Origin of the sequence: Microbispora sp. CA-102843 (assembly GCF_050936215.1) — a bacterium.
Classification (GTDB): domain Bacteria; phylum Actinomycetota; class Actinomycetes; order Streptosporangiales; family Streptosporangiaceae; genus Microbispora.
Genome location: NZ_JBNJNF010000001.1, coordinates 5,184,546 through 5,209,579 on the forward strand (window position 1 = coordinate 5,184,546; position 25,034 = coordinate 5,209,579).

Annotated in this window: 25 protein-coding genes and 1 pseudogene; 8 read left to right on the plus strand and 18 right to left on the minus strand. The window is 71.9% G+C overall.

All coding sequences use genetic code 11. The features are described 5' to 3' along the window. Positions 1-47: 47 nt before the first annotated feature. The 8 genes and pseudogenes from ACQEVJ_RS24150 to ACQEVJ_RS24185 all read right to left on the minus strand — a co-directional run bounded on the left by ACQEVJ_RS24150 (position 48) and on the right by ACQEVJ_RS24185 (position 6,818). Complete coding sequence (locus ACQEVJ_RS24150) at positions 48-560, minus strand: methyltransferase (protein ID WP_433112943.1); 513 nt, start codon at positions 558-560, stop codon at positions 48-50. Continuing rightward, positions 442-792: pseudogene (locus ACQEVJ_RS24155) on the minus strand (methyltransferase); the annotation flags it as partial. The gene ACQEVJ_RS24150 and the pseudogene ACQEVJ_RS24155, both read right to left, overlap by 119 nt. A 41-nt stretch (positions 793-833) precedes the next feature. Beyond that, entirely contained in the window at positions 834-1,082 is a 249-nt protein-coding gene (locus ACQEVJ_RS24160) for a methyltransferase family protein (protein WP_433104625.1), read from the minus strand. Further along, entirely contained in the window at positions 1,075-2,340 is a 1,266-nt protein-coding gene (locus ACQEVJ_RS24165; RefSeq protein ID WP_433104627.1) for a cytochrome P450 family protein, read from the minus strand. Before ACQEVJ_RS24165 ends, ACQEVJ_RS24160 begins: the two co-directional genes overlap by 8 nt. A 162-nt stretch (positions 2,341-2,502) precedes the next feature. Further along, positions 2,503-3,834, minus strand: a complete 1,332-nt coding sequence (locus ACQEVJ_RS24170) for a TfuA-like protein (RefSeq protein WP_433104629.1) — start codon at positions 3,832-3,834, stop codon at positions 2,503-2,505. Then, positions 3,834-4,997 carry a YcaO-like family protein gene (locus ACQEVJ_RS24175; protein ID WP_433104631.1) on the minus strand — a complete coding sequence of 388 codons (1,164 nt, stop codon included), beginning with the start codon at positions 4,995-4,997 and terminating at the stop codon, positions 3,834-3,836. The genes ACQEVJ_RS24170 and ACQEVJ_RS24175 overlap by 1 nt, the downstream gene beginning before the upstream one ends. Before the next feature lie 88 nt (positions 4,998-5,085). Further along, positions 5,086-5,898, minus strand: a complete 813-nt coding sequence (locus ACQEVJ_RS24180; RefSeq protein WP_433104633.1) for an ABC transporter permease — start codon at positions 5,896-5,898, stop codon at positions 5,086-5,088. 2 nt (positions 5,899-5,900) lie between these two features. Then, positions 5,901-6,818 carry an ABC transporter ATP-binding protein gene (locus tag ACQEVJ_RS24185; RefSeq protein ID WP_433104635.1) on the minus strand — a complete coding sequence of 306 codons (918 nt, stop codon included), beginning with the start codon at positions 6,816-6,818 and terminating at the stop codon, positions 5,901-5,903. Positions 6,819-7,124: 306 nt separating this feature from the next. Here ACQEVJ_RS24185 and ACQEVJ_RS24190 point away from each other — a divergent pair, with 306 nt between their 5' ends. Next, on the plus strand, positions 7,125-7,376 hold the full coding sequence (locus ACQEVJ_RS24190; protein WP_433104637.1) for a LuxR C-terminal-related transcriptional regulator: 252 nt from the start codon (positions 7,125-7,127) through the stop codon (positions 7,374-7,376). 140 nt (positions 7,377-7,516) lie between these two features. Continuing rightward, positions 7,517-7,912, plus strand: a complete 396-nt coding sequence (locus ACQEVJ_RS24195; protein WP_433104639.1) for a hypothetical protein — start codon at positions 7,517-7,519, stop codon at positions 7,910-7,912. Between the two features lie 26 nt (positions 7,913-7,938). On the opposite strand, the gene ACQEVJ_RS24200 is transcribed toward ACQEVJ_RS24195, so the two are convergent. Further along, positions 7,939-8,790, minus strand: coding sequence for a siderophore-interacting protein (locus ACQEVJ_RS24200; RefSeq protein WP_433104641.1), 852 nt, complete (start codon positions 8,788-8,790; stop codon positions 7,939-7,941). Between the two features lie 108 nt (positions 8,791-8,898). Continuing rightward, entirely contained in the window at positions 8,899-9,981 is a 1,083-nt protein-coding gene (locus ACQEVJ_RS24205; RefSeq protein ID WP_433104643.1) for a ricin-type beta-trefoil lectin domain protein, read from the minus strand. A gap of 186 nt (positions 9,982-10,167) precedes the next feature. Here ACQEVJ_RS24205 and ACQEVJ_RS24210 point away from each other — a divergent pair, with 186 nt between their 5' ends. The 3 genes from ACQEVJ_RS24210 (at position 10,168) to ACQEVJ_RS24220 (ending at position 13,746) form a co-directional block, all read left to right on the plus strand. Next, entirely contained in the window at positions 10,168-10,833 is a 666-nt protein-coding gene (locus tag ACQEVJ_RS24210; RefSeq protein WP_433104645.1) for a GntR family transcriptional regulator, read from the plus strand. Positions 10,834-10,878: 45 nt separating this feature from the next. Continuing rightward, entirely contained in the window at positions 10,879-12,177 is a 1,299-nt protein-coding gene (locus ACQEVJ_RS24215; RefSeq protein WP_433104647.1) for an MFS transporter, read from the plus strand. 234 nt (positions 12,178-12,411) lie between these two features. Then, positions 12,412-13,746, plus strand: coding sequence for a glycoside hydrolase family 6 protein (locus ACQEVJ_RS24220; protein ID WP_433104649.1), 1,335 nt, complete (start codon positions 12,412-12,414; stop codon positions 13,744-13,746). Positions 13,747-13,754: 8 nt separating this feature from the next. Here the strand turns inward: ACQEVJ_RS24220 and ACQEVJ_RS24225 are convergent, their stop codons facing one another. The 6 genes from ACQEVJ_RS24225 to ACQEVJ_RS24250 all read right to left on the minus strand — a co-directional run bounded on the left by ACQEVJ_RS24225 (position 13,755) and on the right by ACQEVJ_RS24250 (position 18,988). Continuing rightward, complete coding sequence (locus ACQEVJ_RS24225) at positions 13,755-14,120, minus strand: MmcQ/YjbR family DNA-binding protein (protein ID WP_433104651.1); 366 nt, start codon at positions 14,118-14,120, stop codon at positions 13,755-13,757. A gap of 24 nt (positions 14,121-14,144) precedes the next feature. Next, positions 14,145-15,560: an MFS transporter gene (locus tag ACQEVJ_RS24230; protein ID WP_433104653.1), complete on the minus strand. Its 1,416-nt coding sequence runs from the start codon at positions 15,558-15,560 to the stop codon at positions 14,145-14,147. Between the two features lie 96 nt (positions 15,561-15,656). Then, the gene (locus ACQEVJ_RS24235; protein WP_433104655.1) at positions 15,657-16,670 is read right to left on the minus strand and encodes a cytochrome d ubiquinol oxidase subunit II; all 1,014 of its coding nucleotides are present in this window, start codon (positions 16,668-16,670) and stop codon (positions 15,657-15,659) included. Further along, the gene (locus ACQEVJ_RS24240; protein WP_433104657.1) at positions 16,670-18,037 is read right to left on the minus strand and encodes a cytochrome ubiquinol oxidase subunit I; all 1,368 of its coding nucleotides are present in this window, start codon (positions 18,035-18,037) and stop codon (positions 16,670-16,672) included. Before ACQEVJ_RS24240 ends, ACQEVJ_RS24235 begins: the two co-directional genes overlap by 1 nt. Before the next feature lie 39 nt (positions 18,038-18,076). Then, complete coding sequence (locus ACQEVJ_RS24245; RefSeq protein ID WP_433104659.1) at positions 18,077-18,379, minus strand: hypothetical protein; 303 nt, start codon at positions 18,377-18,379, stop codon at positions 18,077-18,079. A gap of 138 nt (positions 18,380-18,517) precedes the next feature. Then, entirely contained in the window at positions 18,518-18,988 is a 471-nt protein-coding gene (locus tag ACQEVJ_RS24250) for a hemerythrin domain-containing protein (RefSeq protein WP_433104661.1), read from the minus strand. Positions 18,989-19,213: 225 nt separating this feature from the next. Here ACQEVJ_RS24250 and ACQEVJ_RS24255 point away from each other — a divergent pair, with 225 nt between their 5' ends. Then, positions 19,214-19,651, plus strand: a complete 438-nt coding sequence (locus tag ACQEVJ_RS24255; RefSeq protein WP_433104663.1) for a Fur family transcriptional regulator — start codon at positions 19,214-19,216, stop codon at positions 19,649-19,651. A 32-nt stretch (positions 19,652-19,683) separates the two neighbouring features. Further along, positions 19,684-21,915, plus strand: coding sequence for a catalase/peroxidase HPI (katG, locus tag ACQEVJ_RS24260; protein ID WP_433104665.1), 2,232 nt, complete (start codon positions 19,684-19,686; stop codon positions 21,913-21,915). Between the two features lie 80 nt (positions 21,916-21,995). Here katG and ACQEVJ_RS24265 read toward each other — a convergent pair whose 3' ends face one another. Together ACQEVJ_RS24265 and ACQEVJ_RS24270 are read right to left on the minus strand one after the other, a co-directional pair. Then, positions 21,996-22,982 carry an alpha/beta fold hydrolase gene (locus ACQEVJ_RS24265; protein ID WP_433104667.1) on the minus strand — a complete coding sequence of 329 codons (987 nt, stop codon included), beginning with the start codon at positions 22,980-22,982 and terminating at the stop codon, positions 21,996-21,998. Positions 22,983-23,229: 247 nt separating this feature from the next. Next, positions 23,230-24,045, minus strand: coding sequence for an SDR family NAD(P)-dependent oxidoreductase (locus ACQEVJ_RS24270; protein WP_433104669.1), 816 nt, complete (start codon positions 24,043-24,045; stop codon positions 23,230-23,232). A gap of 113 nt (positions 24,046-24,158) precedes the next feature. On the opposite strand from ACQEVJ_RS24270, the gene ACQEVJ_RS24275 reads away from it, so the two are divergent. Further along, a complete protein-coding gene (locus ACQEVJ_RS24275) occupies positions 24,159-24,818 on the plus strand; it encodes a TetR/AcrR family transcriptional regulator (protein ID WP_433104671.1) in 660 nt (219 codons plus the stop codon). The last annotated feature ends 216 nt before the right edge of the window (positions 24,819-25,034 follow it).

Genomic DNA, 25,034 nt, shown 5'->3' on the forward strand with positions numbered 1-25,034 from the left:
GGTGAATGCGTCGCAGGGCGGCTGACAGCGTGGTCCGGGGGCGGAGCTCAGGCCGGCTTCGCGACGAGGACCCGGACCTCCGAGCCCCCCAGCGGCGGCGTGACCTCGGCCAGTTCGAAGCCGGCCGCGGCGAACAGGTCCCGGAACTCGGTCATGCCGCGTTCCCGGCCGCCGGTGTAGACGAGCATGGCGATGTCGCTCATGACGGCCCCGGCCGCCTCCGGCGTGCCGAGGCTGGACGGCATCACCGGCTCCAGCACGAGCAGACGGCCGTCCGCAGCGATCGACCTGCGGCAACTGCGCAGAAGAGCGGTGCAGCGCCGGTCGTCCCAGTCGTGCAGGACGCCCTTCACCAGCATGACGTCGCCCTCGGGCACGGCCTCGAAGAAGTCGCCGGCCTCGATGGAGCACCGGTCGGACAGTCCGGGCCCGCCGCAACTCCTCGGCGGCGCCCGCGACCCCCTCGGCGGTGTCGAACAGGATTCCCTTGAGGCCCGGGGTGGCGGCCAGCACCGCGGCCAGCAGCGTGCCGTTCCCGCCGCCGACGTCGACCACGGTATGGGCGCCACTGAAGTCGTAGGCCCTGGGGAGCGCGGGCGCGATCTGTTCTGTGCCCTCGCGCATCGCCCTGTTGAACACCGCCGACAGCTCCGGGTGGCGGGCGAGGTGGTCGAACAGCGGCCTGCCGTGCACGTGGTCCCACGCCGCCTCACCGGTCCGCACGCTGTCGGTCAGCGCCCCCCACGCCCGCCACGTGTCGGGGTCGCCGAGCAGCAGGAGGCTGGAGCGCATCGACCACGGGTGGTCGGCACGCAGCGGCTGCCCCTGCTCCGTCAGCGCGAAGCACCCGGGCTCCCCCTCTTCCGCCACGCCCAGCACCTCCAGTGCGCGCAGCAGCCGGCCCACGCGTACGGGTCCGACCCGGTGGACTCCGCGAGCCGCGTGACCGGCACGGCCCCCTCCGCCAGCAGATCCGGCAGGCCGAGCCGGACGGCCGCGTAGAGGATCTGCGAGGACTGGTACCCGAAGGCCATCCGGGACAGGTTCGCGTACCCCGCGAGGCCTCGCCGTCGGTCACTCATGGGCCGGCTCCTTTCTGCGTCTGACAGGTGTCTGGCGAGTGCGCAGCCGCAGGGGCAGGCGGCGTACGCCGTGCAGGAAAAGGTCGGGCGTCCACTCCAGGTCGGCGTGATCGACCGCCAGGGCGATCCCGGGGAAGCGGCGCACCAGCGCGCCGACGGCGGCCGCCGCCTGCATCCGCGCCAGCGCCGCGCCGAGGCAGAAGTGGACGCCGTGGCCGAAGCCCAGATGGCGGTTCGGGCTGCGGCCGATGTCGAAGACGTCCGGCCGGAGAAAGACCGCCGGGTCGCGGTTGGCCGCCAGCAGCACCGGCACCACGATGTCACCGCGAGGGATCACGGTGCCGCCGATCTCGACGTCGGCGAGGGCGTACAGCGGCCGGGAGTGCCCGACCGGGCCGTTGTACCGCAGCGTCTCCTCGACCATCGAGCCGATCAGCTCCGGTCGGGCGCGCAGCCGCTCCAGCTGGCGGGGGTGCCGCAACAGCTCCAGCACCCCGTTCCCGATCAGGTTGACCGTCGTCTCGTCCCCGGCGAGCAGCAGCTGGAACACGCTGGAGATCAGTTCCATGCGGCTGATCCCGCCGGCCCGCTCCGCCTCGGCGAGCCGGGACAGCAGGTCATCCCCCGGGTGCGCCCGCCGCTCGTCGATCCTCTCGTTGGCGTACGCCATGAACTCCACGCCGGCGCGGCGCACCCGGAACGGGTCCCCGCTGCCCACGATCTCGTCGCTCCACCCGCGCAGCAGGGCGCGGTCCTCGGAGGGCAGGCCGAGCAGCTCGGCGACGACCAGGATCGGCAGCGGCAGCGCCAGGTCCCGGTTCAGGTCGGCCTCGCCTCCGGCGGCCGCCATGCCGTCCACCAGTTCGCCGGCGACCCGGTGGACGTGCCGCTCCAGCACGGCCACCGTACGGGCGCCGAAGGCCGGCGCCATCAGTCTGCGTATGCGCGTGTGGTCGGGCGGATCGAGGTGGAACACGTTGCGCCGCAGCATGGCCAGCGGGTCGCGGCTCTCCGCCCGGCGGTGCGGCGCGGCGAGGTCGGGGGGCAGCCGGTCGAGCTGACGCCCGACGTCCGGGTCGAGCAGCGCACGCTGCACGTCGGCGTACCGCGTCAGATACCACAGCACCCGGCCGCTCGCCGGGCTCACGTACCGGTAGACCGGCGCGTGCTCGCGCATGCGGTGGAACAGCGGGTGGGGGTTCGGACGATGCCGCGCGGCCGCCGGGTCGAACGGCTGCTCGGACGTGGTCACGGTCATGACCCTCTCCTCACGGGGCGCTCCGGCGGCCCGGAAGGCGAACCACAGGCGCCGATTCGGCCCACCGCTCCGCTCACTCGTCGGCTCGCCGCTCGGCTCATGGTCGCGCTCTCCTCCTCATTCGCTACGCGGGCGGCCTCGTCCCTCGGCCCACCGCTCCGCTCACTCGTCGGCTCGCCGCTCGGCGGCACGCGCGTTCTGGACGTCGAGGGCGAAGAACCTCCTGACGGTGTGTCCCAGCTCCTGCATGCCGGTGAAGCCCCGCCGGGCCAACTCCACCTCCGCCGAGGTCCCCTTCCTGTGCCAGTGGCGCAGGAAGATCTTCGCGCAGATCTCCGGCGGCGGGATGGCGAGCCTGCCGCGGGTCCGCTCCGCGGTCTCGTCGGCGCGCTCGACGATCTCGGACCACTCCTGCCAGTGGCCCGACTCCCTGACCCGTTCCAGGACGACCGGCCTCCAGTCCTCCGACTGCCAGATCGGCCAGACCCGCACCATGACCAGCCGGAGCTGCTCGGCGACGGGGAGGGCGGCGAGCTCCGTCTCCGTGAGCCACGACGCGAGGACGGGCGGCAGGGCGGCGGGCTCGGCGACCCCGAGCCTGGCGCGGGCGTACGCCTCCAGGCCGAGGCTCCGCGCGCCGGCGAGGTCCGTCAGCAGGCCGGTCAGCGCCTCCTCGTGCAGGCGGGGGTAGTCGTCGCCGAACAGCCGCCCCGCGTTCACGACGTCGAGGTCGGTCATCCACCTGCCCGGCGCGTACTCGCGCCTCGACCGCCATTTGAGCGCCTCGTAGTGGGTGATCCCCGTCAGCGCCGTGTCGGCCGCCCAGGTCGCGGACCTCTCGCCGGGGCGCTCGCCGACCGCCCGCAGCGCCGCCATCGCGTCCAGCCGCTTGACGTCCCACTCGCCCGTGCCGATCAGCCGCTCCAGGGTCGCGAGGCAGGCGCGGTCGTCCCGGTCCACCGCCGCGTCCAGCTCGCGCCAGGTCCGCCGCATGAAGGGCAGCGCCTTCGCGGCCCGCACGATCCGCTCCCCGGCCGCCGCCGGGATCAGGCCCGTCCGCGCCCCTTCGCGACAGCCGTACCGGATGTTGACCAGCGCCACCGTCCCGGCGGGGTACCCCCGGTCGGCCGGTCCGTGCACCACGGCGACCTCGTCGTCCCCGTCGACCTCGCCCGTGGCGTACATGTCGAACACGGTCCCTGCGCCGTTCATGCCGTAGGGGCTCAGCTCCGCCGCGCGCAACGCGCCCATGCTGGCCGCCCCGATGACGTGCACGCCCTCGTCGAGCAGCCAGAGGATCTCCTTGTGGCCCACCGACAGCCGCTCGCGGTAGTAGCCGTCGATGATGACCGCGGTGTCGTCCGGGCTCCAGGTCTCGGAGAGGAGGTCGCCCCGGGCCACGGGCGGCCGTACCCGCGCGTGCGGCACGACGCTCAGGACCTCGTCAGGGGAGATCGTCGGGCCGGCGTAGACGACCACGTTCCGCGAGCTCATCAGAACACCTCCGGGCACACGCGGCTCCCCGGCGCCAGCACCCTGACGACCGGCACTCCGATGTCCTCCCTCGTCAGGTCGACGACGAGGGGCGCGTGGGAGAAGGCGACCGCGGCCCGTTTCACCACGTCCTCCAGGTCGTCGACCAGGCTCTCGTGCGCGTGCATCGGCGATATCGGCGCTCCGGCCTCCACCGCCGGCTCCGGCCTGCGCTTGGCGCTCAGATCGTCCTGGATGTCGGGCCGCAGGTCGTCACGCGCGCCCGAGACATAGCCCAGCCTGGCCTGCGCGGCCTCGGTGAGGGCGCGGCTGAGCGCGATCTCCGAGCTCAGGTGGCAGCCGAAGCCCATGAACGGCGGAGGATAGTCGTCGCAGGTGATCCGGGCGACGAAGCACGGCAGCCCGGTCGGCGAGGTCAGGGACCTCGCTTCCAGGCGGACCCCGGCCCGCTCCATCGTCACGCACAGGTCGTCGACGACCGGCGACCCGAGCGAGGCCGGGTCGATCCGGACGCCCCGGTCGCCGCCGGTGACGAAGGCCGTCACCGCGTCCCGCTCGATCACCTCGTACAACGCGTGCAGGATGGCCTCCGCCTGCGTGTTCCCGCTGGCCAGGCCGTTCGTCGAGGAGAAGAACGCCGGTGGGTTCCAGCCAGTCCTGCGGACGAGGGTGAACTCCACCACGTCCCTCGGGACGAGGGCCCGCGATCCGTCGGCCAGCGACTTGGCGGCGACCCAGTCCACCGGCAGGCCGTCGTGCAGCAGGGTCGGCGTGCACAGCGGGAGAGCGTGGACGTCGTAGCCCAGCTCCCCGGCCACCTCGCGGGGAGAGGCCGTCGTGAGCGGCCGCATGGGCTGTTCCGCGTGCCAGAGCTCGATGGCCTCCATCATGGCCGACAGCTTCGCCAGGTCGGGCGTGACGCCCTTCCCCTGGGAGACCGCGAGGGTCCGGGCCGTGGGCCTTACCGCCTGGAACGTCGGGATGCCGAGAGTGTCGAGCATCGTGATGTCCGCGACCCGGGAGATCCCGGCCCTGCGCGCCGCGTGGCCGGCCATCTCCAACGAGGCGGCGGGGTCCCGGGCGCGGTCCGTCCCCGGCAGCCGGACCTTCGACTGGTCGGAAAGGGAGAGGATCCATGAGTGGGAGGAGGTGTCTGTCCGCATCGTCCCCTTGCCCTGGTCGAGGTGAGGTGCCGAGGTCAGGTGTCGAGATGAGGTGCCGGATCGGGCCGGCCCGGTCGGATGGTGCTGCTCAGATGTTGCCGGCGCGCTTGAGCAGGGCCCGGCCGCCCACGGCGTAGCCGACGACCGCCATGACCGCCAGCACGAGCAGGTCCACCCACGCCTCGCCGACGCCGAAGACCGCGGCGTCCCGCATGCCGTTGATCGCGTACGTCAGCGGGTTGACCACGGAGATCCACTGCAGCACCGTGGGCATGCTCTCGGTGGTGTACATCGACGGGGCGCTGAAGACGAGCACGGGCATCGACACGTTCGACAGCACCATGAAGGCCTGGTAGTCGGTGATCGTGATCGCGGCCGCCAGGTAGAGCCCGTTGAGCGCCAGGGCCGACAGTATGAGCGCCGTCAGCAGCCCGAACCAGTTCTCCAGGCCGAACGGGAGGTCGAAGATGATCGCCGCCACGGCGAGGCCCAGCAGGGTCTGCCCCAGCACCAGGGACACCCCGGCGATCATCTTGCCGAGCAGGAAGCGCGACCTGCGCATGGGGTACGACCAGAGCTGCGTCGCAACCCCGCTCATCTCCTCCTGGAACACCGCCATGGCGGACGTGCCCGCCGCGCTGACGACCGACATCGCCAGCGTCATGGGGAGCAGGAAGACCGCGAACCCCACGTTGACGCCCTTGTAGTCGACGACCCTGACGAGGTTGCTCAGCGAGGTGTTCACCAGCAGCAGGTACACCAGCATCGGCGCCAGGCCGAGGATGAGGTAGACCCGGTTGCGGGCGAGCAGCGCGTACTCCCGGTAGAGCACCGCGGACAGGTCCGCCGTCCTCGCGGTCCTGGCGGGGGGCGCGTTGTGGAATTGCAGCCCGGCGGCCATGGTCACCCCTCGTTCCCGGTCATCCGGAGGAAGACCTCCTCGAGCGAGTCCACGGCGGTCGACACTCCGGTGATCGCGATCGCGTGGTCCTGGCAGTAGCGGGACAGCTCCGGCAGCACGTCCCGCGCCTTCGCGTCGTCGATGCGCACCTCGTTGTCCTCGGCCTTGGCCCGCAGCCCGGCGGACTCCGCCCAGGCGGCCACCAGGCCGCCGGAGGCGGGGTCCTCGACGGTCACCAGCAGGTGGGTGGTGCCGAACTCCTCCACGAGCTCGCGCGGTTTGGCGAAGCGCAGCACCTTCCCCCGGTCGACGACCAGGACGCGCTGGCTGTTGCGCTCCAGTTCGTCGATGTGGTGGCTGGTCCACAGCACGGTCACGCCGTGCTCCTCGCGCAGCCAGGTCACGAAGCGCTCGACCTGACGCCGCCCCGCGACGTCAAGGCCCGCCGAGGGCTCGTCGAGGATGAGCAGCTGCGGGATGGTGAGCAGCGCCCGCACCAGCTGCAACCGCTGCCGCTGACCGCCCGACATCTGGAAGACCAGGCGCTGCATCGCCCCGGTGAGACCGAGGAAGTCCGCCACCTCCAACGCCCACGGCCGCACGTCGCGCCACCGCAGCCCGCGGAACCGGGCGGCGATCCGCAGGTTGTCGAGCGCCGGCAGCATCATGTCGAACGGACCGGTCTGGTGCATCGCCCCGATGCCGCTCTTCGCGAGCACGGGCTGGCGCACCGGATCGGCGTCGAAGACCCGGATCTCACCGGAGGTTGGGGTGGTGACTCCGCAGATCATCTTGATCAGGGTCGTCTTGCCGGCGCCGTTGGGGCCCAGGAGCCCGACGGTCTCCCCCTGGGCGATCTCGAAGGAGACATCGTCCACCGCCGGGCTCTCGCTGCCCCTATAGCGTTTGGTGAGCCCCACGGCCGTCACGACATCTCTCAACACAGCCTGCCCTTCACTTCGCCCTCCCGCTGTCGGTGTGCTCCTGAGCGATGTGAGCGGCTCTCCGCTCGTACCCGGCCTGACCGGAACGCGTCGCAGGTCGAGTATGAACAGGGGACGAGCAGGTAACACAACCCCACAAACGTGGGCTACCGGCGTGGCCAGGAGGGCCGTAACCGGGGCCATGGTCAGGCCATACCGATCGTTAAGCTCCCCTTTCTAGGGTCGCCGCAAAGGGACCCCCACCAGGCTCCCTTCAGTCGAACGGCGATCCCGGGACTGCACATGGACCTTGTTTCCGACGGCCTGATCAATGATCGCGACAGGTGGCTGATCGTCATGCTGGCCAGGGGCTACACGACGACGAGGATCGCCCGCGAGATGCACCTCAGCCGGTACACGGTGGCGGAGCGGATCAGCAAGCTGCTCGTCCAGTTCGCCTGCAGCAACCGCAGTCAGCTCGTGGCCTACTTCTACGTGCACCGGCTCCTGAACGTCGACATCTGGCCGCCCAGCGTCTCCGGCGTCGTCGGGTAGGCCGGGTCGACCGTCCACGCGCGGACAGGAGCAGGCCGGCGCGGCGAACCCCGGCCCGGGCGCGGCGAACCGCGGCCTGTTCGCCCGGTCACCGCCCCGGACCTGGCGTCCGGCCGCGTCAACGGCTGGACGCCGTCGCCTTGGGTGACGCGCCGACGGACGGCGACACGGACGAGGCGGGCGCCGACGGCGGGGCCAAGCTCGTCGCCGCTCCCGTGACCGCTCCTGTGGCCGCTCCTGTGGCCGAGGAGGACGGATGCGGCGAGGCGTTCGCGACGGGCGTCGCCGTGTCCGGCACTCTGGCCGTGATGAAGACCAGCACTCCCGTCGCGACGGCCACCACCGCCACGACGGCGACGGCGGCGTACGTGATCCTTCGCGTCAGCCGCCTGCGCTCCTCGCGCCGCCTGGCCTCCTCGCGCCGCACGGCGGCGCGCACGCGCTTCACCTTCCGCTGTGACATGGGCACTCCCGAGACCGCTCCCCGAGACGTCGTCGGGCGTCACCATAGCCGCGGGCGCATAACGCGGATCTAAAACCGCCCGCGCGAATGGTCGGGGTCTCAGCCGCCGAGGGCCGCGGACTCCTCTTCCTCGATGCGGCTGTTCCACTCACGCTTGGAGGACTGCCAGCCGTCCTCGTCCCGACCCCGCCGCCAGTAGCCGGAGATCGACAACCGCTCCAGCGGCAGGCCGCGCTCCACGCGCAGGTATCGCCGCAGCTCCTTGACGAAGGTCGCCTCTCCGTGGACGAAGGCGTGCACGACGCCCTCGGGGAACTCCAGCTCCCGCACCGCCCGCACCAGGGCCTCGCCCACCGGCGCGCCGCGGCGGTGCAGCCACACGATCTCCGCGTCGCCCGACGTCGGCAGCTTCTGCTCCTCCTCCGAGTCCTCCACCTCCACGAACACCCGGGCGGGCGCCCCGGCGGGGAGCCGCTCCAGGGCCGCGCCGATCGCAGGGAGCGCGCTCTCGTCCCCGGCCAGCAGGTGCCAGTCCGCCTCAGCGCTCGGCGCGTACGCCCCCCCGGGGCCCAAGAAGCGGATCACGTCGCCCGGCCGGGCCCGCAGCGCCCAGGGACCGGCCAGTCCCTCGTCCCCGTGGTAGACGAAGTCGATGACCAGTTCCCGCGCCCTCGGGTCCCAGGACCGGACCGTGTACGTCCGCGTCTTCGGCCACTGGTCGCGCGGCAGCTCGGCACGGATCACCGCCATGTCGAACGGCTCCGGATAGGCCACTCCCGGCAGCGGGAACAGCAGCTTCACGTAGTGGTCGGTGAACTCGCCCGCGCCGAACCCGGCGAGTCCCTCACCACCGAGCACCACCCGGATCATGTGCGGGGTCAGCCGCTCGGTACGCTCCACCACGCCGGTGTTCACCTGGGGTGCGCGCCGGGCCGGTTCGGTCGTCGCCATAAGGGTTCCCTTCGTCAGATGCTTAGGTAAGCCTAACCTCCTCTCAAGGTCCCGCGGATCGTGCCGGGAGAGCACGACCCGCGAGACGAGGACGGACCGGGGAATCGGTCAGAAGCCGGCTGTGATGCGGGTGAAGTCCCAGTTGTTCTGGGACACCCCGCTGCAGGTCTCCTGCACGCCGCCGCCCGGGCACGGCCGGTCGCGGTTGACCGACCAGAACGCCAGGCGCGTGAGGCCCTTCGACAGGGCCCAGTCGCGGATCTGGGTCCAGGTGGCCACGGATGTCTGCTCCTGCTGGTCGGACAGGCCGTTCATGCCCGAGATGCCCATGTGGGCGTACGCCTGGGCGTCGGTCCAGCCCCAGGCGCTCTTGAGGGCGTTCTTCAGGCCCTCGGAGGCGTTCACGGTGCTCTGGTACATGTTCGCGCCGCCGCCGAAGTCGAACGGCATGATCGTGTAGTTGTCGACGTTCACACCCAGCGCCTTCGACTGGTTGATCAGGCGGATGCCGTCGGCGCCGGGGCCGCTCGTGCCGGTCCCGAAGGTGAGCACCACCTTGACGTTCGGGTTGTTCTGCTTGACGATCTTCAGTCCGCCGAGGATGCGGTCCTGCACCGTGTAGTTGGAGAACTCGTCGGTGTTCTCGATGTCGAAGTCGACGACGGCGGGCCCGACGGCGTTGACGACCTGCTGCACCGCGCCCGCGAAGGCGGAGGCCGACGAGCAGTTGGGGCCGAGCTTGTTGCCCGACCAGCCGCCGAAGGAGACCTGCACGCTGCCGCCCGCTGCCTTGACGGCCGAGATCGTCTGCGCGTCCACGCCGCCGGTCAGCGGGCGCGAGCCGTCCCACATCAGCGTGCATCCGCCCCCGGAGAGGATGAACGCCATCGTGAACGACTTGACCCCGGTCGCGCTCATCACCGAGGTGGCGCTGGGCGGGTTGCCCCAGCCCATGTAGAGGTACGGCGCGCCGGGCAGCCTGCCGGGGTTCGGCGGGGGCGTGGTGCCGCCGCCAGGCAGCGTCCACCGCTGGTTGGCGTCGGCGAAGCAGTCCCAGATCTGCAGCGGGGTGCCGTCGGCCGAACTCGGCCCGGTCGCGTCCAGGCACTTGCCCAGCGCCCGGATCGTCCCGTCCGAGCCCACCGTCCACTGCTGAGCGCCGGTCCCGTTACACGTGTACCGCAGGGACATGGCGGGTCTCCAACCGAGGGATGAGTGAAGAGCCGCCCGTACGGTCCTGCCCGACAGCGCACCGGCGTGAGGTAGTGGTAACACGCCCGCGGGTCCGCCGCAACAGGGACAACCGCGAGGTGGCATGGGCTCCTCCTCAACCACCCATAGATACAAGCTTGTATCTATAGCTGCTACGCTCCTCGCATGGCCGATCCCGCGAAGCGTCCGTCCGCCGCCCACACCGCGTACGCGGTGACCAAGGAGCTGATCCTCTCCGGCGAGCTGCCGGGTGGCAGCCTCATCAGCGAGGGTGAGATCGCCGAGCGGGTACGCGTGAGCAGGACGCCCGTCCGGGAGGCGTTCCTGCGCCTGGAGTCGGAGGAACTGCTGGCGCTCCACCCCAAGCGCGGCGCGGTGGTGGTGCCGGTGCCGCCGGGAGAGGCCGCGGACGTCCTGGAGCTGCGGCTGGCCCTCGAGCGGTCCGCCGCGGAGCGCATCGCGCGAACCGGCCTGCGCGGCGATCACCACGAGAAGATGCGGGAACTGCTGCGGCGTCAGCGGGCTCTCGCCGACGCCGCGGACGTCGGCCGGTTCGCCGACGCGGACGAGGCGTTCCACCGGTGCATCGTCGAGGCGTCGGGAAACCGGCTGGCCAGCCGGTTCTACGCCACCCTCGGCGACCGGCAGCGGCGGATGAGCATCTCCGCGCTGCGCCCGCGGCCGGAGCGGCTGTCCCTGCTGGCCGACGAGCACGAGGCCCTCCTCGGCCACCTCCTCGGCGGCGACAGCGCCGCCTTCGCCTCGGCCCTGCTCGGTCATCTCACCGCGACGCACGGCTCGCCGTACGCGACCGGCCGCGACGACCGCTGACCCGCGCCTTTTCACGCACACTCCTCGCGAAGGTCTGACCCTCCCATGCCCGAAACCCAGCGGATGCCGGAACCCCGGCAGGCCGCCCCCTCGCCTGCTGCCACCGCACTCAAGCCGGACTCCTGGCGGACCGTCGCCGCGGCGATGTTCGCCTGTGGCTGGGGCGGCAACCAGTTCACCCCGCTGCTGCTGATGTACCGCCGGCTGGGCGGCTACTCCACGCTCAGCGTCGACGCCTTCCTCGGCGCGTACGTCGTCGGGCTCGTGCCGGGGCTCCTGCTCGCCGGGCCGATCTCCGACCGGCGCGGGCGACGTCCCGTACTGGTGGCCGGCACCGTCGCCTCGGCCGTCGCGAGCCTGGTGCTCTGCTTCGGCGGCCAGAGCGCCTGGCCCATCTACGCGGGCCGGCTGATCACCGGTTTCGCCGTCGGCATCGCCATGTCGGTGGGCAGCAGCTGGGTGAAGGAGCTGTCGAGCGGGGCGGACGGCGGGCTCGCGGCACGCCGCGCCTCACTGTGCCAGACGGCGGGATTCGGCCTCGGCGCGGGTGTCGCGGGCGTGCTGGCCCAGTGGGGGCCGTGGCCCATGGTGACCCCGTACGCCGTCCACCTTCTTCTCACCGCGGCGATCCCCGTGCTGCTCCTGTGGGTGCCGGAGACGCGGCCGCCGCTCGCGCACGCGACGGGTTCGGTCCGGGAACTCCTCACGGCACTGGTGAACGACCTGCGTGTCCCCGCGCCGGCCCGCAGGCGGTTCAGGCTCGTGGTCCTGCCGATGGCGCCGTGGGTGTTCGGCGCGGCCGGACTGGCGTACGCGGTCATGCCCCAGCTGGTCGGCTTCCGCGTCGGGGACTGGGGACTGGCGTACGCGACCGGGCTGACCGTGCTGACCCTGGGCACGGGCGCGGCCGTGCAGCCCGTGGCCAGGTGGTTGCACGGTGATACGGGAAACGGCGAGGCGGGAACCCGTACGGGACGGGCACCGGTGGCGGCGATGGCGGTGATGCTCCTCGGCGCGGCGCTGTGCGCGGCGAACGCGGTGCTGCTGTCGCCGTGGCTCGCGGCCGTCACCGCGGCCGCCCTGGGCGCCGGATACGGCATCGCGGTGGTCTCCGGGCTGCTGGAGATACAGCGCATGGCAGGCCCCGACGACCTGGCCGGCCTGACCGGCGTCTACTACACGCTCGCCTACGCGGGCTTCCTGCTCCCCACCGTGCTGGCCACCCTGTCGTCGTGGCTCTCCTACCCCGTCATGCTGGCGGCGGTGGCGATCGCGGCCCTGGTCTGCCTGGGCCTCGTCATGACCGGCGCCCGCGTCACGGAGCCGGCGGCCCCGGCGCGATGACGACCTCCAAGGCGTCTCGCCTGAAGCTTCAAGGCGGCTGAAGCTTTCAGGGAACGCAGCGTGCGGCGGCATCGGGCGGCATCGGGCGGCGCGGCGTTCGCCGAGATGAGAGCGGGTGACCGCCCCCGGCGCGGCCACGCGTGTGACGCGCGGTGCGATCCGGCGCTGTACGCGCCCGCCAGGCCGGTGAATCGTGCGTGGTGACGAAGGTCCCACGCATCGAGGAGGCACGGCATGGCGGTGCGGCTGGGCACGCGTCTCATGGCGATGGTCGCGGCGGTGATCCTCCTGCCGGTCACGGCGCTCCTCACAAGCGCCCCGGCCGCCGCGGACACCCGCGTCGACAATCCCTACGTGGCCGCCGGGCGCTACGTCGATCCCTGGTGGTCGGCGTCGGCCGCGGCCGAGCCCGGCGGTGCGGCGGTGGCCAACCAGCCGACCGGGGTCTGGCTCGACCGCGTCTCCCTCATCGAGGGCACCGCCTCCTCCCCCGGGCTGCGCGCGCATCTGAACGAGGCCGTCCTGCAGGACGCCTTCGACCCGGCCCCCCTCACGATCCAGATCGTGCTGAACGACCTGCCCGACCGGAACTGCACCCACCTGGTCTCCAACGGGGACTTCAGCGTGACGTCCGACGGCCTGAACCGCTACCAGACCGAGTACGTCGATCCGATCGCCGGGATCCTGGCCGACCCGGCCTACCAGCGGTTGCGCATCGTGGCGATCGTCGAACCCGATTTCCTGCCCGGGCTGCTCCTGCCCGCCGCCACCTCCCGCTGCTCCGCCGTACAGGCGAGCGGCGCCTACCCCGCCGCGGTGCGGTACGCGGTGACCCGGCTGCACGCCATCCCCAACGTGTACGTCTACCTCGACGCCTCCCACCACGGCGTCGTCGGCCATCCGGACAACTTCGGCCGGGCCGCCGGCCTGCTCGCGAGCATCGTGGGCGCGACCGGAGGAGGACCGTCGCTCGTGCACGGCTTCACGGTGAACGTCGCCGGCTACGGCGCCCTCGTCGAGCCGTACTACAACACCCACATGGGCCTGCCGGTGAAGAGCTCGCGGTGGGTGGCCGGAAACGACTACGTGGACGAGCTGTCCTTCGCCCAGGCGTTCCGGCAGCGGCTCATCGCGGCCGGCTTCGGGTCCGACATCGGCATGGTGATCGACACCTCGCGCAGCGGCTGGGGCGGCCCGTATCGCCCGGCCCGCACGAGCACCTCCGGTGACGTGAACCGGTTCGTCGACGAATCCCGGACGGACCGCCGCTACAGCGTCGGCAACTGGTGCAACCAGGCCGGCGCCGGGCTCGGCGCGCGGCCCACGGCCATCCCCGCCGCCGGCATCGACGCGTACGCGTGGATCAAGCCGCCGGGCGTCTCCGACGGCTCGAGCGTGAACGTCACCGCTCCCGACGGCACCCGGCCCGACCCGATGTGCGATCCCACCTACTTCCAGGCGACCAACGGGTACGTGCCCAGCGGGGCACTGCCGTACGCCCCGCCGGCGGGGCAGTGGTTCGGCGCGCAGTTCCAGCAGCTCCTCGCCAACGCCTACCCGCCGCTGTGAGGTGCCGGCTAAGCGGTCGGCCGTTCGTCGAGAAGCCGGACCAGCCGTTTCGGCGCGATCAGCCGGTAGCTGTCCTCGATCAGCCCGGCGATCTCGTCCCAGTCCTGGTCGGCGTCCAGGCGTGCGCCCACCCAGCCGTTGCGGCCGACGTACGGCGGGACGAAGAAGCGCTCCGGGTCCGAGGCCACGAGGGCCTCCTGCGCCCCCGGCCCGGCCTTGAACGTCAGCGACCGCCCGTCCTCACTGGTCATCGCGAACAGCCTGTCGCCGACGCGGTACGAGGGCGCGGTGTGGCCCCCGAACGGCTTCTCCGCGGCCTCCGGCAGGCTCAGGCAGATCTCCCGGAGCCGGGCCGCCGCATTCTCATCGCCCACGTGACCCGCCCCTTCGCACGATCGTCATGACCGACCAGGGTAGGGGCCGTCCCCCGGCCGCACCACCCGGCCCGCAGCGGTGAGGGCGGCCAGCAGCGCCACCGCTGCCAGGACGGCCGGTGCGGCACGGGCGCCCGCCTCGTGGGAGGCCCCTGCGAGGTGCAGGGCCAGGGTCACCGCGGCGATGCCGAGCGCCGTGCCGATGCCGCGTGCCATGTTGACCATGCCGCCGACTGTGGCGGATACCCGTTCGGGGACGGCGGCCATGACGACGGTGTTGTTGGCGGGCACGAACAGGCCGAGACCGGCGCCCGTCAGCGCCAGGCAGGCCCCGGCCCAGCCCTCGCTGACGGGATCCACGACCAGCAGCGCGCAGCCGGCGGCCGCCGCCACCGCACCGGCGACGCACCTGCGCCGGTCGCCCCAGGCGCGGGGCAGCAGGTGGTCGCCCATCAGGGCGCTGGCCGCGAAGCCCCCGGGCAGCGCCGTCAGAACCAGGCCGGCGACCAGTTCGCCGGTCCCGCCGGCCACGAGGATCTGCGGGATCAGCACCAGCGGGCCGAACAGCACGAGGTAGCCGCCCAGCGCTCCGGCGAGGCCCGCCGTGACGACCCGGCTGCGGAGCAGGGCGGTGTCGATGAGCGCGGACGGCACCCGCGCCTCCCACCGCCAGAAGCCGATCGCGGCCCCGGCGGCGACGGCGAGCAGGACGGGGACCGACCAGGACGGCAGGTCCAGGCCGGAGATCACGGAGGCGGCGAGCAGCAGGGCGCTGGTGGAGGCCGCGAGCAGGACCAGTCCTTGCCAGTCGAAGCGGCCGCCCCTCCCCCGTTGCCGCGTGCGCGGCAGCAGGTAACGCCCGGCGATCACGGCCACGCAGCCGACCGGCATGTTGATCCAGAACACCCACCGCCATCCCCCCGTGGCGACCAGCACTCCGCCGAGGGCCGGCCCCAGGGCCAGGCCGAGCGCCTGGGCCGCCGCCTGCATGCCCAGCCCGGTCCGCATCCGCGCCCGGGGGAGGCTCGACACGACCAGGGCCACGCTGTTGGCCTGGAGCATCGCCGCACCCGCCGCCTGCACGAGCCGGCAGGCCACCAGCACCACCAGGGACGGCGCCAGCCCGCAGGCGGCCGAGGCGGCGGTGAACACGACGAAGCCGTAGAGGTAGACGAGCTTGCGGCCCGCCACGTCAGCGAGCCTCCCGGCCCCGGCCAGCAACGCGACCAGCACCAGCAGGTAGCCCAGGGACACCCACTGCACGGCCGCCAGCGAGGCGCCGAACTCCCGTTCCAGCGCAGGGAAGGCCAGGGTGACGATGCTCGCGTCCAGCTGTCCCATGAACGCGCCGATGCACACCGCGCCCACGGCGAACCAGGGGGCGTACGGGTGCTCGCGCACGCGGTGGGGGCGGCGCGACTCCCTCAGCAGATCACGCATCCTCCGACCCCTGCACCAGCCTATCCCCGCAGGTGGGGACGCCCCCATGGCGGCTCAGAGGGCATGACTCAGAGGGCATGACTCAGAGGGCACGGCTCAGCCGGGGGTGCCGCGCTCGAACGGCAGGCGGTGCTGGACGGCGAGCAGCCACGCGATCGACGGCAGCACCAGCAGCGCGCCCGCCCCGGCGACGGCGAGAACCGCCGTGATCACCGCCGGTTCCGCCGCCGCCTGCCGATAGGACATGGCCGGCGGCAGCATGAGCGGATACTGCGCCACCGCCCAGCCCCCCATCACCGCGGCCACGGCCAGGGCGGCGGTGCCGCGTACGAGCAGGTAGCGCCGCAGCCACAGCAGCGCGATGGAGGCGATGCCGAGCACGGCGCTCGCCAGGACGAGCGGCAGCGCGCGGTGGGTGAGGCCGGTGAACAGCCGGGGGGCGTCGGCGTACAGCACCCCGATGCCGCAGAGGGCGACCACACCGGTGACGGCGGCCGCGGACAGCGCCCTGCGCCGCAAGGTCTCCGCCATCCCCGGCAGGCGGGACCGCACAGCGTCGTCGCACAGGTAGACCGCGGCCAGGTAGGCGCAGACGGTCACCGCCAGGACGCCGCCCAGCATCGAGGTGGGGTTGACCCACGCGCCCACCAGGTTTCCCCTGGCCAGGCCGGGCGGCACCCGGCCGGACGCGATGGCCCCGGCCACCGTGCCGAGGAAGAACGGCGTGAGCACCGACGACAGCGCGAAGGCCCCGCCGAACAGGCGCTGCTGCCACAGCTCGGTGCTGCTCTTGCGGAACGCGAACGCGGCCCCCCGGCCGATGATCCCGAACGCGGCCAGCGTGAGCGGGATGTAGAGCGTGGACATCACCGCCGCGAAGACCGGTGGGAAGCCGGTCCACAGCACCACGAGCACGAAGATCAGCCACACGTGGTTGGCCTCCCAGACCGGACCGAGCGAGTGCTCGATGAGCCGCCGCTGGGGCATGCCCGCCCGGCTGCCCCCGGCCAGCAGGTCCCACAGGCCGCCGCCGAAGTCCGCCCCGCCGAGCAGCGCGTACAGGGTCAGGCCGGTCCACATGACCCCGAGCAGGACCTGCGCCGCCTCCATCAGGCCGTCTCCCGTTCCTGCGGCGCGGCCACCGGCCGGGCGCGGACCATGAGCCGCAGCACGTAGACGGTCGACACCGTGAGGACCGTGTAGACGGCGACCAGCAGCAGGAACCCCGCCCACAGATTGGGCGCGGGGTTGACCGCGTCGGCGGTGCGCAGCTTGCCGTACACGACCCACGGCTGACGGCCGAGCTCGGTCACGACCCAGCCCGCCTCGACGGCGAGGACGGCGAGCACGCCGGAGGCGGCCGCCGGCCACAGGAACAGGCGGGAGCGCGGGATCTCGCGCCGCCGCCACCAGTTGAAGGCGAGCCAGGCCGCCAGCAGCAGGAGCAGGACGCCGATGCCGACCATGACGTCGAAGCAGAGGTGGACCGGCGTGACGGGCGGCCAGTCGGCGCGCGGCGTGCGGTCCAGCCCCTGGACGACGGCGCCCGGGCTGTAGCCGACCAGCAGCGACAGTCCGTTGGGGATCTCCAGCGCGTAGCGCAGGCGGCCGTCCACGAAGATCCCGCCGACGCTCAACGGCGCGTGCGGCCCGGTCCTTGGCAGTCCTTCCATGGCGGCGAGCTTGGTGGGCTGGTAATCGGCGAGAAAACGCGCGGCGTAGTCGCCCACCAGGATCTGGATGGGCGCGAGCGCCCCCGCGACGGTGAAGGGCACCAGGAAGCCGAGGCGGTGGTAGCGGTCCCACCGTCCGCGCAGCAGGGCCACGGCATAGACGGAGGCGGTGACGAAGCCCGACACCATGAACGCCGCGATGATCATGTGGATGGTCTGCGGCGGGGTGGCGGGGTTGAACATGGCCGCCCAGGGCGACACGTGGGTGACGCGGCCGCCCTCCAGGCGGAAGCCGCGCGGCTGGTTCATCCACGCGTTGGCCGTGACGACGAAGAACGCCGAGGCCACCCCTGCGATCATCACCGGCACCCCGCTCAGCAGGTGGAGCCGGGGCGAAAGCCGGTCCCACGCGAAGAGGTAGATCCCGATGAAGATCGCCTCAAGGAAGAACGCGATGCCCTCCAGCGCGAACGGCAGCCCGATCACCTGGCCGTACACGCCCATCAGGCCCGGCCACAGCAGGCCCATCTCGAAGCTGAGGATCGTGCCGGAAACGGCCCCGACGGCGAAGAGGACGGCCACCGCCTTCGCCCAGCGCCGGGCGAGGCGAAGGTAGTCGTCGTCGCCCCGGCGCAGCCCCCGCCACTCGGTGAACAGCAGCAGGGCGGGCATGCCCACCCCCAGGCACGCGACGATGATGTGCCACCCGAGCGACAGGGCCATCTGCGTCCGCGCCGCCGCCAGGTCGACCCCGCCCGCCGGGTCGGCCGCGGCGATCAGCGGCGCCGCGAGCGCCGGTCGCATCGTCCGCTCCCCGCCGGGGAGTCCCGGCTGGGGCTGAGGTCAGTGGTCATCCCAGTGACCGTCGTGGTGGACGTGGCGGTGCCCGTCGTGGATGTAGTCGACGTGGTCGCCGTGCGGCACGGCCACGTGCCCGCACCCCGGCCCGTGCTCGTGGTCGTGCGCGTCGTGTACGGCGTGCCCGCCCGCTTCGCACTCGTCGACATGGTTCTCGTGAACCCGGTGCAGGTGGCCGTCGTGGACGTAGTCCACGTGGTCGCGGTGCGGCACCGCGACGTGGCCGCACCCGGCGCCGTGCCGGTGATCGTGCTCCGTGTGCTGATGGTGCTCAGTCATTGTGGTCATGGGGGGATTCCTCTCTCCGAGAACCGCGGACTGGTGCGTAGGTACCCCCGCGCGTACGCCGGAGGCCGCGCCTGGACCGGCTTTTGCGCAAGCCGATGAGAGGCTGTACCCGCGTTTGAGGCACACCGCCGTTCCCGATCACGGCATGACGCCTGGACGCGTGCCGACCCGGGCCCTGACCGCCTCGACGGCCTCCCACTCCTCGGTGCTCAGACCGGTCAACGCCGCCGGAAACACGCCGTCCTGCTCTTTGAGGATGTGGGCGCGCAGCAGGTTCAGGACGTCGAGCAGTCTGAGCGGCCAGCCGGGATCGGCAGGCGTGGCGCCCGCGGCCTCGCCGAGGACGGCCTCGACGCGCCGATGCTCCGCTTCCAGCCCTGCGATCTGCTCGGGGAACTCGTCCGCCAGGGCGGGGAACAGGCCGTGCTCCTCGACCTCGGTGTGCGGGCCGAGCACCTCGGCGATCCGTCTGGCGATCACGGCCATGGTCTCCGTGTCGCCGGCGGTGTGCGCCGTGCGCGCATCGCCGATCAGGTCGACCACCAGATCGTGCTCACGGGTCAGTTCGCCGATCACGGTCACGGCCTGGCAGCCGCAGTACTCGCACATGTGCTCTCGATCCCCGAATAGTGAGGTGACACCGCAGGACTCACCCAACGTTGCCCGGCCGCCGGACCGGCCGGGCAGGGACCTTGGACCTCTCCACAGGGGTCCCGGGTCACCTGCCGGCGCTCGGGCCGGTCCTCCGTGTCGCCGGCATCACCTGAGGCGGCCATATAATTGGGTTGTTCGTTCTCTTGAATTAGTCGTGTTTGGAGCGATAGGTTTAGCGCCATGATCGCGCCCAGGAACCCGACCACCGCCGAGGAACTGCGGGGGGCCGGCCTGCGGGTGACCGCCGCCCGCGTCGCATTGCTCGAGACCGTCCGCGGCGGTGACCACCTCGACGTGGAGGCGATCGCCTCCGGGGTGCGCGATCGCGTGGGTCACGTCTCCCTGCAAGCCGTGTACGAGGCTCTCCACGCGCTCACCGCGGCGGGACTCGTACGCCGCATCGAACCGGCCGGCAGCCCGGCCCGGTTCGAGGGCCGCGTCGGCGACAACCACCACCACATCGTGTGCCGATCGTGTGGTGTCGTCGCCGACGTCGACTGTGCGGTCGGAGAGGCGCCGTGCCTGACCGCGTCCGACAACCACGGCTTCACGATCGACGAGGCCGACGTCATCTACTGGGGACTGTGCCCCGGCTGTTCCACCGCCCGCACTGCCTGAGCCCCATGATCGCCTAGTTCAGAAGGATTGCCTTGACTGAGAACCACGACGCAATCGTTGTAGACCCGAAGACGGAGGGCGAAGGCGGCTGCCCGGTCGCGCACACGCGCGCCCCGCACCCGACCCAGGGCAGCGCCAACCACCAGTGGTGGCCGGAGCGCCTCAACCTGAAGATCCTCGCCAAGAACCCCGCCGTGGCCAACCCCCTCGGTGAGGACTTCGACTACGCCGAGGCGTTCTCGTCCCTCGACCTCGCAGCGGTCAAGCGGGACATCGCGGAGGTGCTGACGACCTCGCAGGACTGGTGGCCGGCCGACTTCGGCCACTACGGCCCGCTCATGATCCGGATGGCGTGGCACAGCGCGGGCACCTACCGGATCAGCGACGGCCGCGGCGGCGCCGGCTCGGGCCAGCAGCGCTTCGCCCCGCTCAACAGCTGGCCGGACAACGGGAACCTCGACAAGGCCCGTCGGCTGCTGTGGCCGGTCAAGAAGAAGTACGGCAAGAACATCTCCTGGGCCGACCTCCTGATCCTCACCGGCAACGTCGCCCTGGAGTCGATGGGCTTCAAGACCTTCGGCTTCGCCGGCGGCCGGGTGGACGCCTGGGAGCCCGACGACGACGTCTACTGGGGCCCGGAGACCACCTGGCTCGGCGACGAGCGCTACAGCGGCGACCGTGAGCTGGAGAACCCGCTCGCCGCGGTCCAGATGGGCCTCATCTACGTCAACCCGGAGGGCCCGAACGGCAACCCGGACCCGATCGCCGCGGCCCGCGACATCCGCGAGACGTTCCGCCGCATGGCGATGAACGACGAGGAGACCGTCGCCCTGATCGCGGGTGGTCACACCTTCGGCAAGACCCACGGCGCGGGCCCGGCCGACAACGTCGGCGCCGACCCCGAGGCCGCCCCCATCGAGCAGCAGGGCCTGGGCTGGAAGAACAGCTACGGCACCGGCAAGGGCGGCGACACGATCACCAGCGGTCTCGAGGTCATCTGGACGCCCACCCCGACCACGTGGGACAACAGCTTCTTCGAGGTCCTCTTCGCCTACGAGTGGGAGCTGTTCAAGAGCCCCGCCGGCGCCAACCAGTGGCGGCCGAAGGACGGCGCCGGGGCGGGCACCGTCCCCGACGCCCACGACCCGTCGAAGCGGCACGCCCCGACGATGCTGACGACCGACCTCTCGCTCCGGTTCGACCCGATCTACGAGCAGATCTCGCGGCGATTCCTGGAGAACCCCGACGAGTTCGCGGACGCCTTCGCCCGCGCGTGGTTCAAGCTGACCCACCGCGACATGGGCCCGGTCGCGCGCTACCTCGGCCCGGAGGTCCCGTCCGAGGTGCTCCTGTGGCAGGACCCGCTCCCGGAGCGGACGTACGAGCTCGTCGACGCCGGCGACATCGCCGCCCTCAAGGGCCAGATCCTCGCCTCGGGCCTGTCGGTCTCCCAGCTCGTGTCCACCGCGTGGGCGTCGGCCGCGTCCTTCCGCGGCAGCGACAAGCGGGGCGGCGCCAACGGCGCGCGCATCCGCCTGGAGCCGCAGAGCGGGTGGGAGGTCAACGACCCCGACCAGCTGGCCACCGTGCTGCGCACCCTGGAGGGCGTCCAGCAGTCCTTCAACGCCGCCCAGACCGGTGGCAAGCAGGTCTCGTTCGCCGACGTGATCGTGCTCGCCGGGTGCGCCGCCGTCGAGAAGGCCGCCAAGGACGCGGGCTTCGACGTGGAGGTCCCCTTCACGCCGGGTCGCGTTGACGCGTCGCAGGAGCAGACGGACGTCGAGTCGTTCGCCGCGCTCGAGCCGACGGTCGACGGCTTCCGCAACTACTACGGGAAGGGCAACCGCCTGCCGGCCGAGTACCTGCTGATCGACCGGGCGAACCTGCTGAACCTCAGCGCCCCCGAGCTGACGGTCCTCATCGGCGGCCTGCGCGTCCTGGGCGCCAACCACCAGCAGTCGAAGCTCGGCGTCTTCACCGAGACCCCCGAGGTCCTGACCAACGACTTCTTCGTCAACCTGCTCGACCTGGGCACGGAGTGGAAGTCGACGTCCGCGGACCAGGCCACGTTCGAGGGGCGCGACGCCGCCACGGGCGAGGTCAAGTGGACCGGCACCCGGGCCGACCTCGTCTTCGGGGCGAACTCCGAGCTGCGCGCGGTCGCGGAGGTCTACGCGAGCGACGACGCCAAGGAGAAGTTCGTGAAGGACTTCATCAGGGCGTGGGACAAGGTGATGAACCTCGACCGGTTCGACCTGGTCTGAGCATGACATGACGTCCGGGCCGGCCCGTGTGGGCCGGCCCGGACGTTCATGCGTTCAGGCGGGCGGTTCAGGTGGGCGGTTCAGGCGGGCAGGGAGGCGAGCCAGCCGGTGAGGATGTCGTTGACCTCGTCTCGGCGTTCCTGCTGGATCCAGTGGCCGCAGCCGTCGAGTACGCGCGAGGAGACCAGGCCCGGCAGGGTGACCGGGTAGGCCGCGACGGCGTCGGCCATCCAGGTGGTGGAGGCGTCCAGCGCGCCGCCGACGAACAGCGACGGCTGCGTGATGGGGGCACCGTCGAAGCCGGCGAGGTCCTCCCAGTCCCGGTCCATGTTCCGGTAGCGGTTCAGCGCCCCGGTCAGGCCGGTCCGTTCGAACTCCGCCGCATAGGCGTCGAGATCGTCCGTACCGAGCCAGGCGGGCAGCCGGCCGGCGGGGAAGCGGTCGCGCAACCTTCCGCCCCTGGACACGAAGTGCGGGTCCGGGGCGCCGGCGGGCGGCATGGTGTCGGCGGACAGGGCGGCGTAGAAGCCGGCGAGCCAGCCGCGGACGTCCGGCTCGATCTCCGCCTCGGCCCGGCCGGGCTCCTGGAAGTAGCCGACGTAGAACTCCTCCTCTCCGCCCATCCGCGCGAACACCTCGCTGGGACGCGGCCCGCCGCGCGGGGCGTACGGCACGCTCAGCAACCCGACCGCTCGGAAGACCTCGGGCCTCACGAGGGCGGAGTTCGCGGCGATGGTCGCGCCCCAGTCGTGGCCCACGATCACCGCGGTCCGCTCGCCCAGGGCGTGCACGACGGCGACGTTGTCCTCGACCAGCTCCAGCATCCGGTACGCGGCCACGTCCCCGGGCTTGGAGGAGCGGCCGTAGCCCCGGACGTCCAGGGCGACGGCCCGGTAGCCGGCCGCGGCCAGCACCGGCAGCTGGTGGCGCCAGGAGTACCAGGACTCGGGGAACCCGTGCACCAGCAGCACCAGCGGCCCTGAGCCCTGCTCCACCACGTGGATGCGACCGGCGGGAGACGAGACCAGACGATGTGTGACCGCCGCGGCGGGAGCGGGCTGCGCCATCGATCCTCCAAAACTCCTGGTGGTTCCTGCGTGGATCATCCACCGGACCGTGACACCGCCGCGAATCGTGTTGCCGGTCCGGCAAATCGCTCCGAGCCTCGGGTGCATGCCGCGCTGCCGGCCCGCTGCCAAGAGGAACGACCGAGCCCCCCACGCCCAAGGTCGATCTCGTAGCCGATCACGTGCGCGCCTGCCCTGGCCGGCGCCGGGTGACCCTCGCCGCCACGCCGTTCGTCCTGCGTGAACGTCATCCGGGCGCCTTGCGGCTGAGGTGCTCCCAGGCGCGATACTTCGCCACACGGTCCTGAAGGTCCTGCTGGACGATGTCGTAGGACGCGGCGCCGACGATGAGCCGCCGCGGCGGCTCCGGCAGGTCCACCAGCTCCATAATCACGGGAGCGGCGGTGTCCGGGGCGGGACCGGCGTCGTCGCCCCACATCTCGATCAACTTTGCGCGCAGCTCCTGGTAGTGCGGGTCGGGTGTCGTCATCGTGGTGCCCGTGGTGAACAGGCCGGTGTCGTAGCCGCCCATCTGGACGATGGTGAGCTTGACGCCGAACTGCTCGGCCTCCATCGCCACGGCCTCGCTCACCGAGTCGAGCGCCGACTTGCCGGCCGCGTACAGGCCGACCATCGGGAAACCCCCGCCGGTGCCCATCGTGGTGACCTGGAGGATGCGCCCGCCGCCCTGGGCCCGCAGGTACGGCAGCACGGCCTGGGTGACCCAGATCGCGCCGAACAGGTTGACGTCGAAGTGGGCTCTGATCCGCTCCTCCGTCGCCTCCTCCAGCATGCCCAGGAGCATGGCGCCGGCGTTGTTGACCACGATGTCGAGCCTGCCGAAGGCCGCGACCGCCCGCTCCGCGGCCGCGAACACGGCCGCGCGGTCGGTGACGTCGAGCGGCAGCCGTACCAGGTCGTCGGGATATTGCCGGGCCAGGTCGGCGAGCGGTTCGACGTTGCGCGCGGCCCCGACCACCCGGTCGCCCGCCTGCAGCGCCGCCTCTGCGAACGCCCGGCCCAGTCCTCGTGACGCGCCCGTGATGAACCACACCCGGGTCATGGGCTCCACCCCCTCTTGCTTGGTCCACTACAACGAGGCAAGACGGTACGTCTCGCTTCGCGGCAATGTCAAGACGGAACGTCTCGTCTTATAACCGTGATACGATCCGGGACATGGCCAAGCAGCCCAATCCCGCCCGCCGCAGTGAGCGCTCCCGGCAGGCCATCCTCACCGCGGCCCGCGAGCTGGTCTCCGAGGTGGGGTACGCCAAGCTGTCCATCGAGGCCATCGCGGCCCGGGCCGGCGTGGGGAAACAGACCATCTACCGCTGGTGGCCCTCGAAGGGCGCGGTGGTCTTGGACGCCTTCCTGGTGCTCAGCGAGGACGGGCCGGAGCGGAGCATGGCGCTGCCCGACACCGGCGATCTGGAGGCCGACCTCAAGATGGTGATGCGGGCGACGGTGGCCGAGTTCGCCGACCCTGCGTTCGAGGCCCCGATCCGCGCGCTCAACACCGAGATCATCAACGACCCCGCCCTGGCCGCCCAGTACCGCGCCAAGCTGGCCGGCCCGGTGGACGAGGCCAAGAAGGCCCGGCTGCGCAGCGCGCAGCGAGCCGGGCAGCTCGCCGCCGATGCCGACCTCGACCTGGCGCTCGAGCTGCTGTACGCGCCCCTCTACCAGCGCTGGCTGTTCCGCTCCGGCCCGCTCACCCCTGAGTATGCCGACGCCCTCGTCGAGTGCTTTCTCAAAGCCATGCGGCCGGACATCGACCAGTTCATGGACGGCAAGGGCTCCGGGGAACCGGATGAGCAGCAACCGAACGGCCGGTGACGTTAGCGAGCCGGGGCAGGGTTACTGCCAACTGGCAGTCGAAGCGAGCGGAGCCTTTGGTCGGGGTCGTGGGAGCCCTGCAGCTCACCGGTGAGGAACTCCAGGCCGATGCCGGCCGTGCGCAGCTGCTCGGCCAGGCTCGGGCCGGGTGGTGGCGCGGGCGTAGCCGATCCGCACGTGCCCGGCCGGTTCGGCGCCGGCCATGGCCGGGCGGGC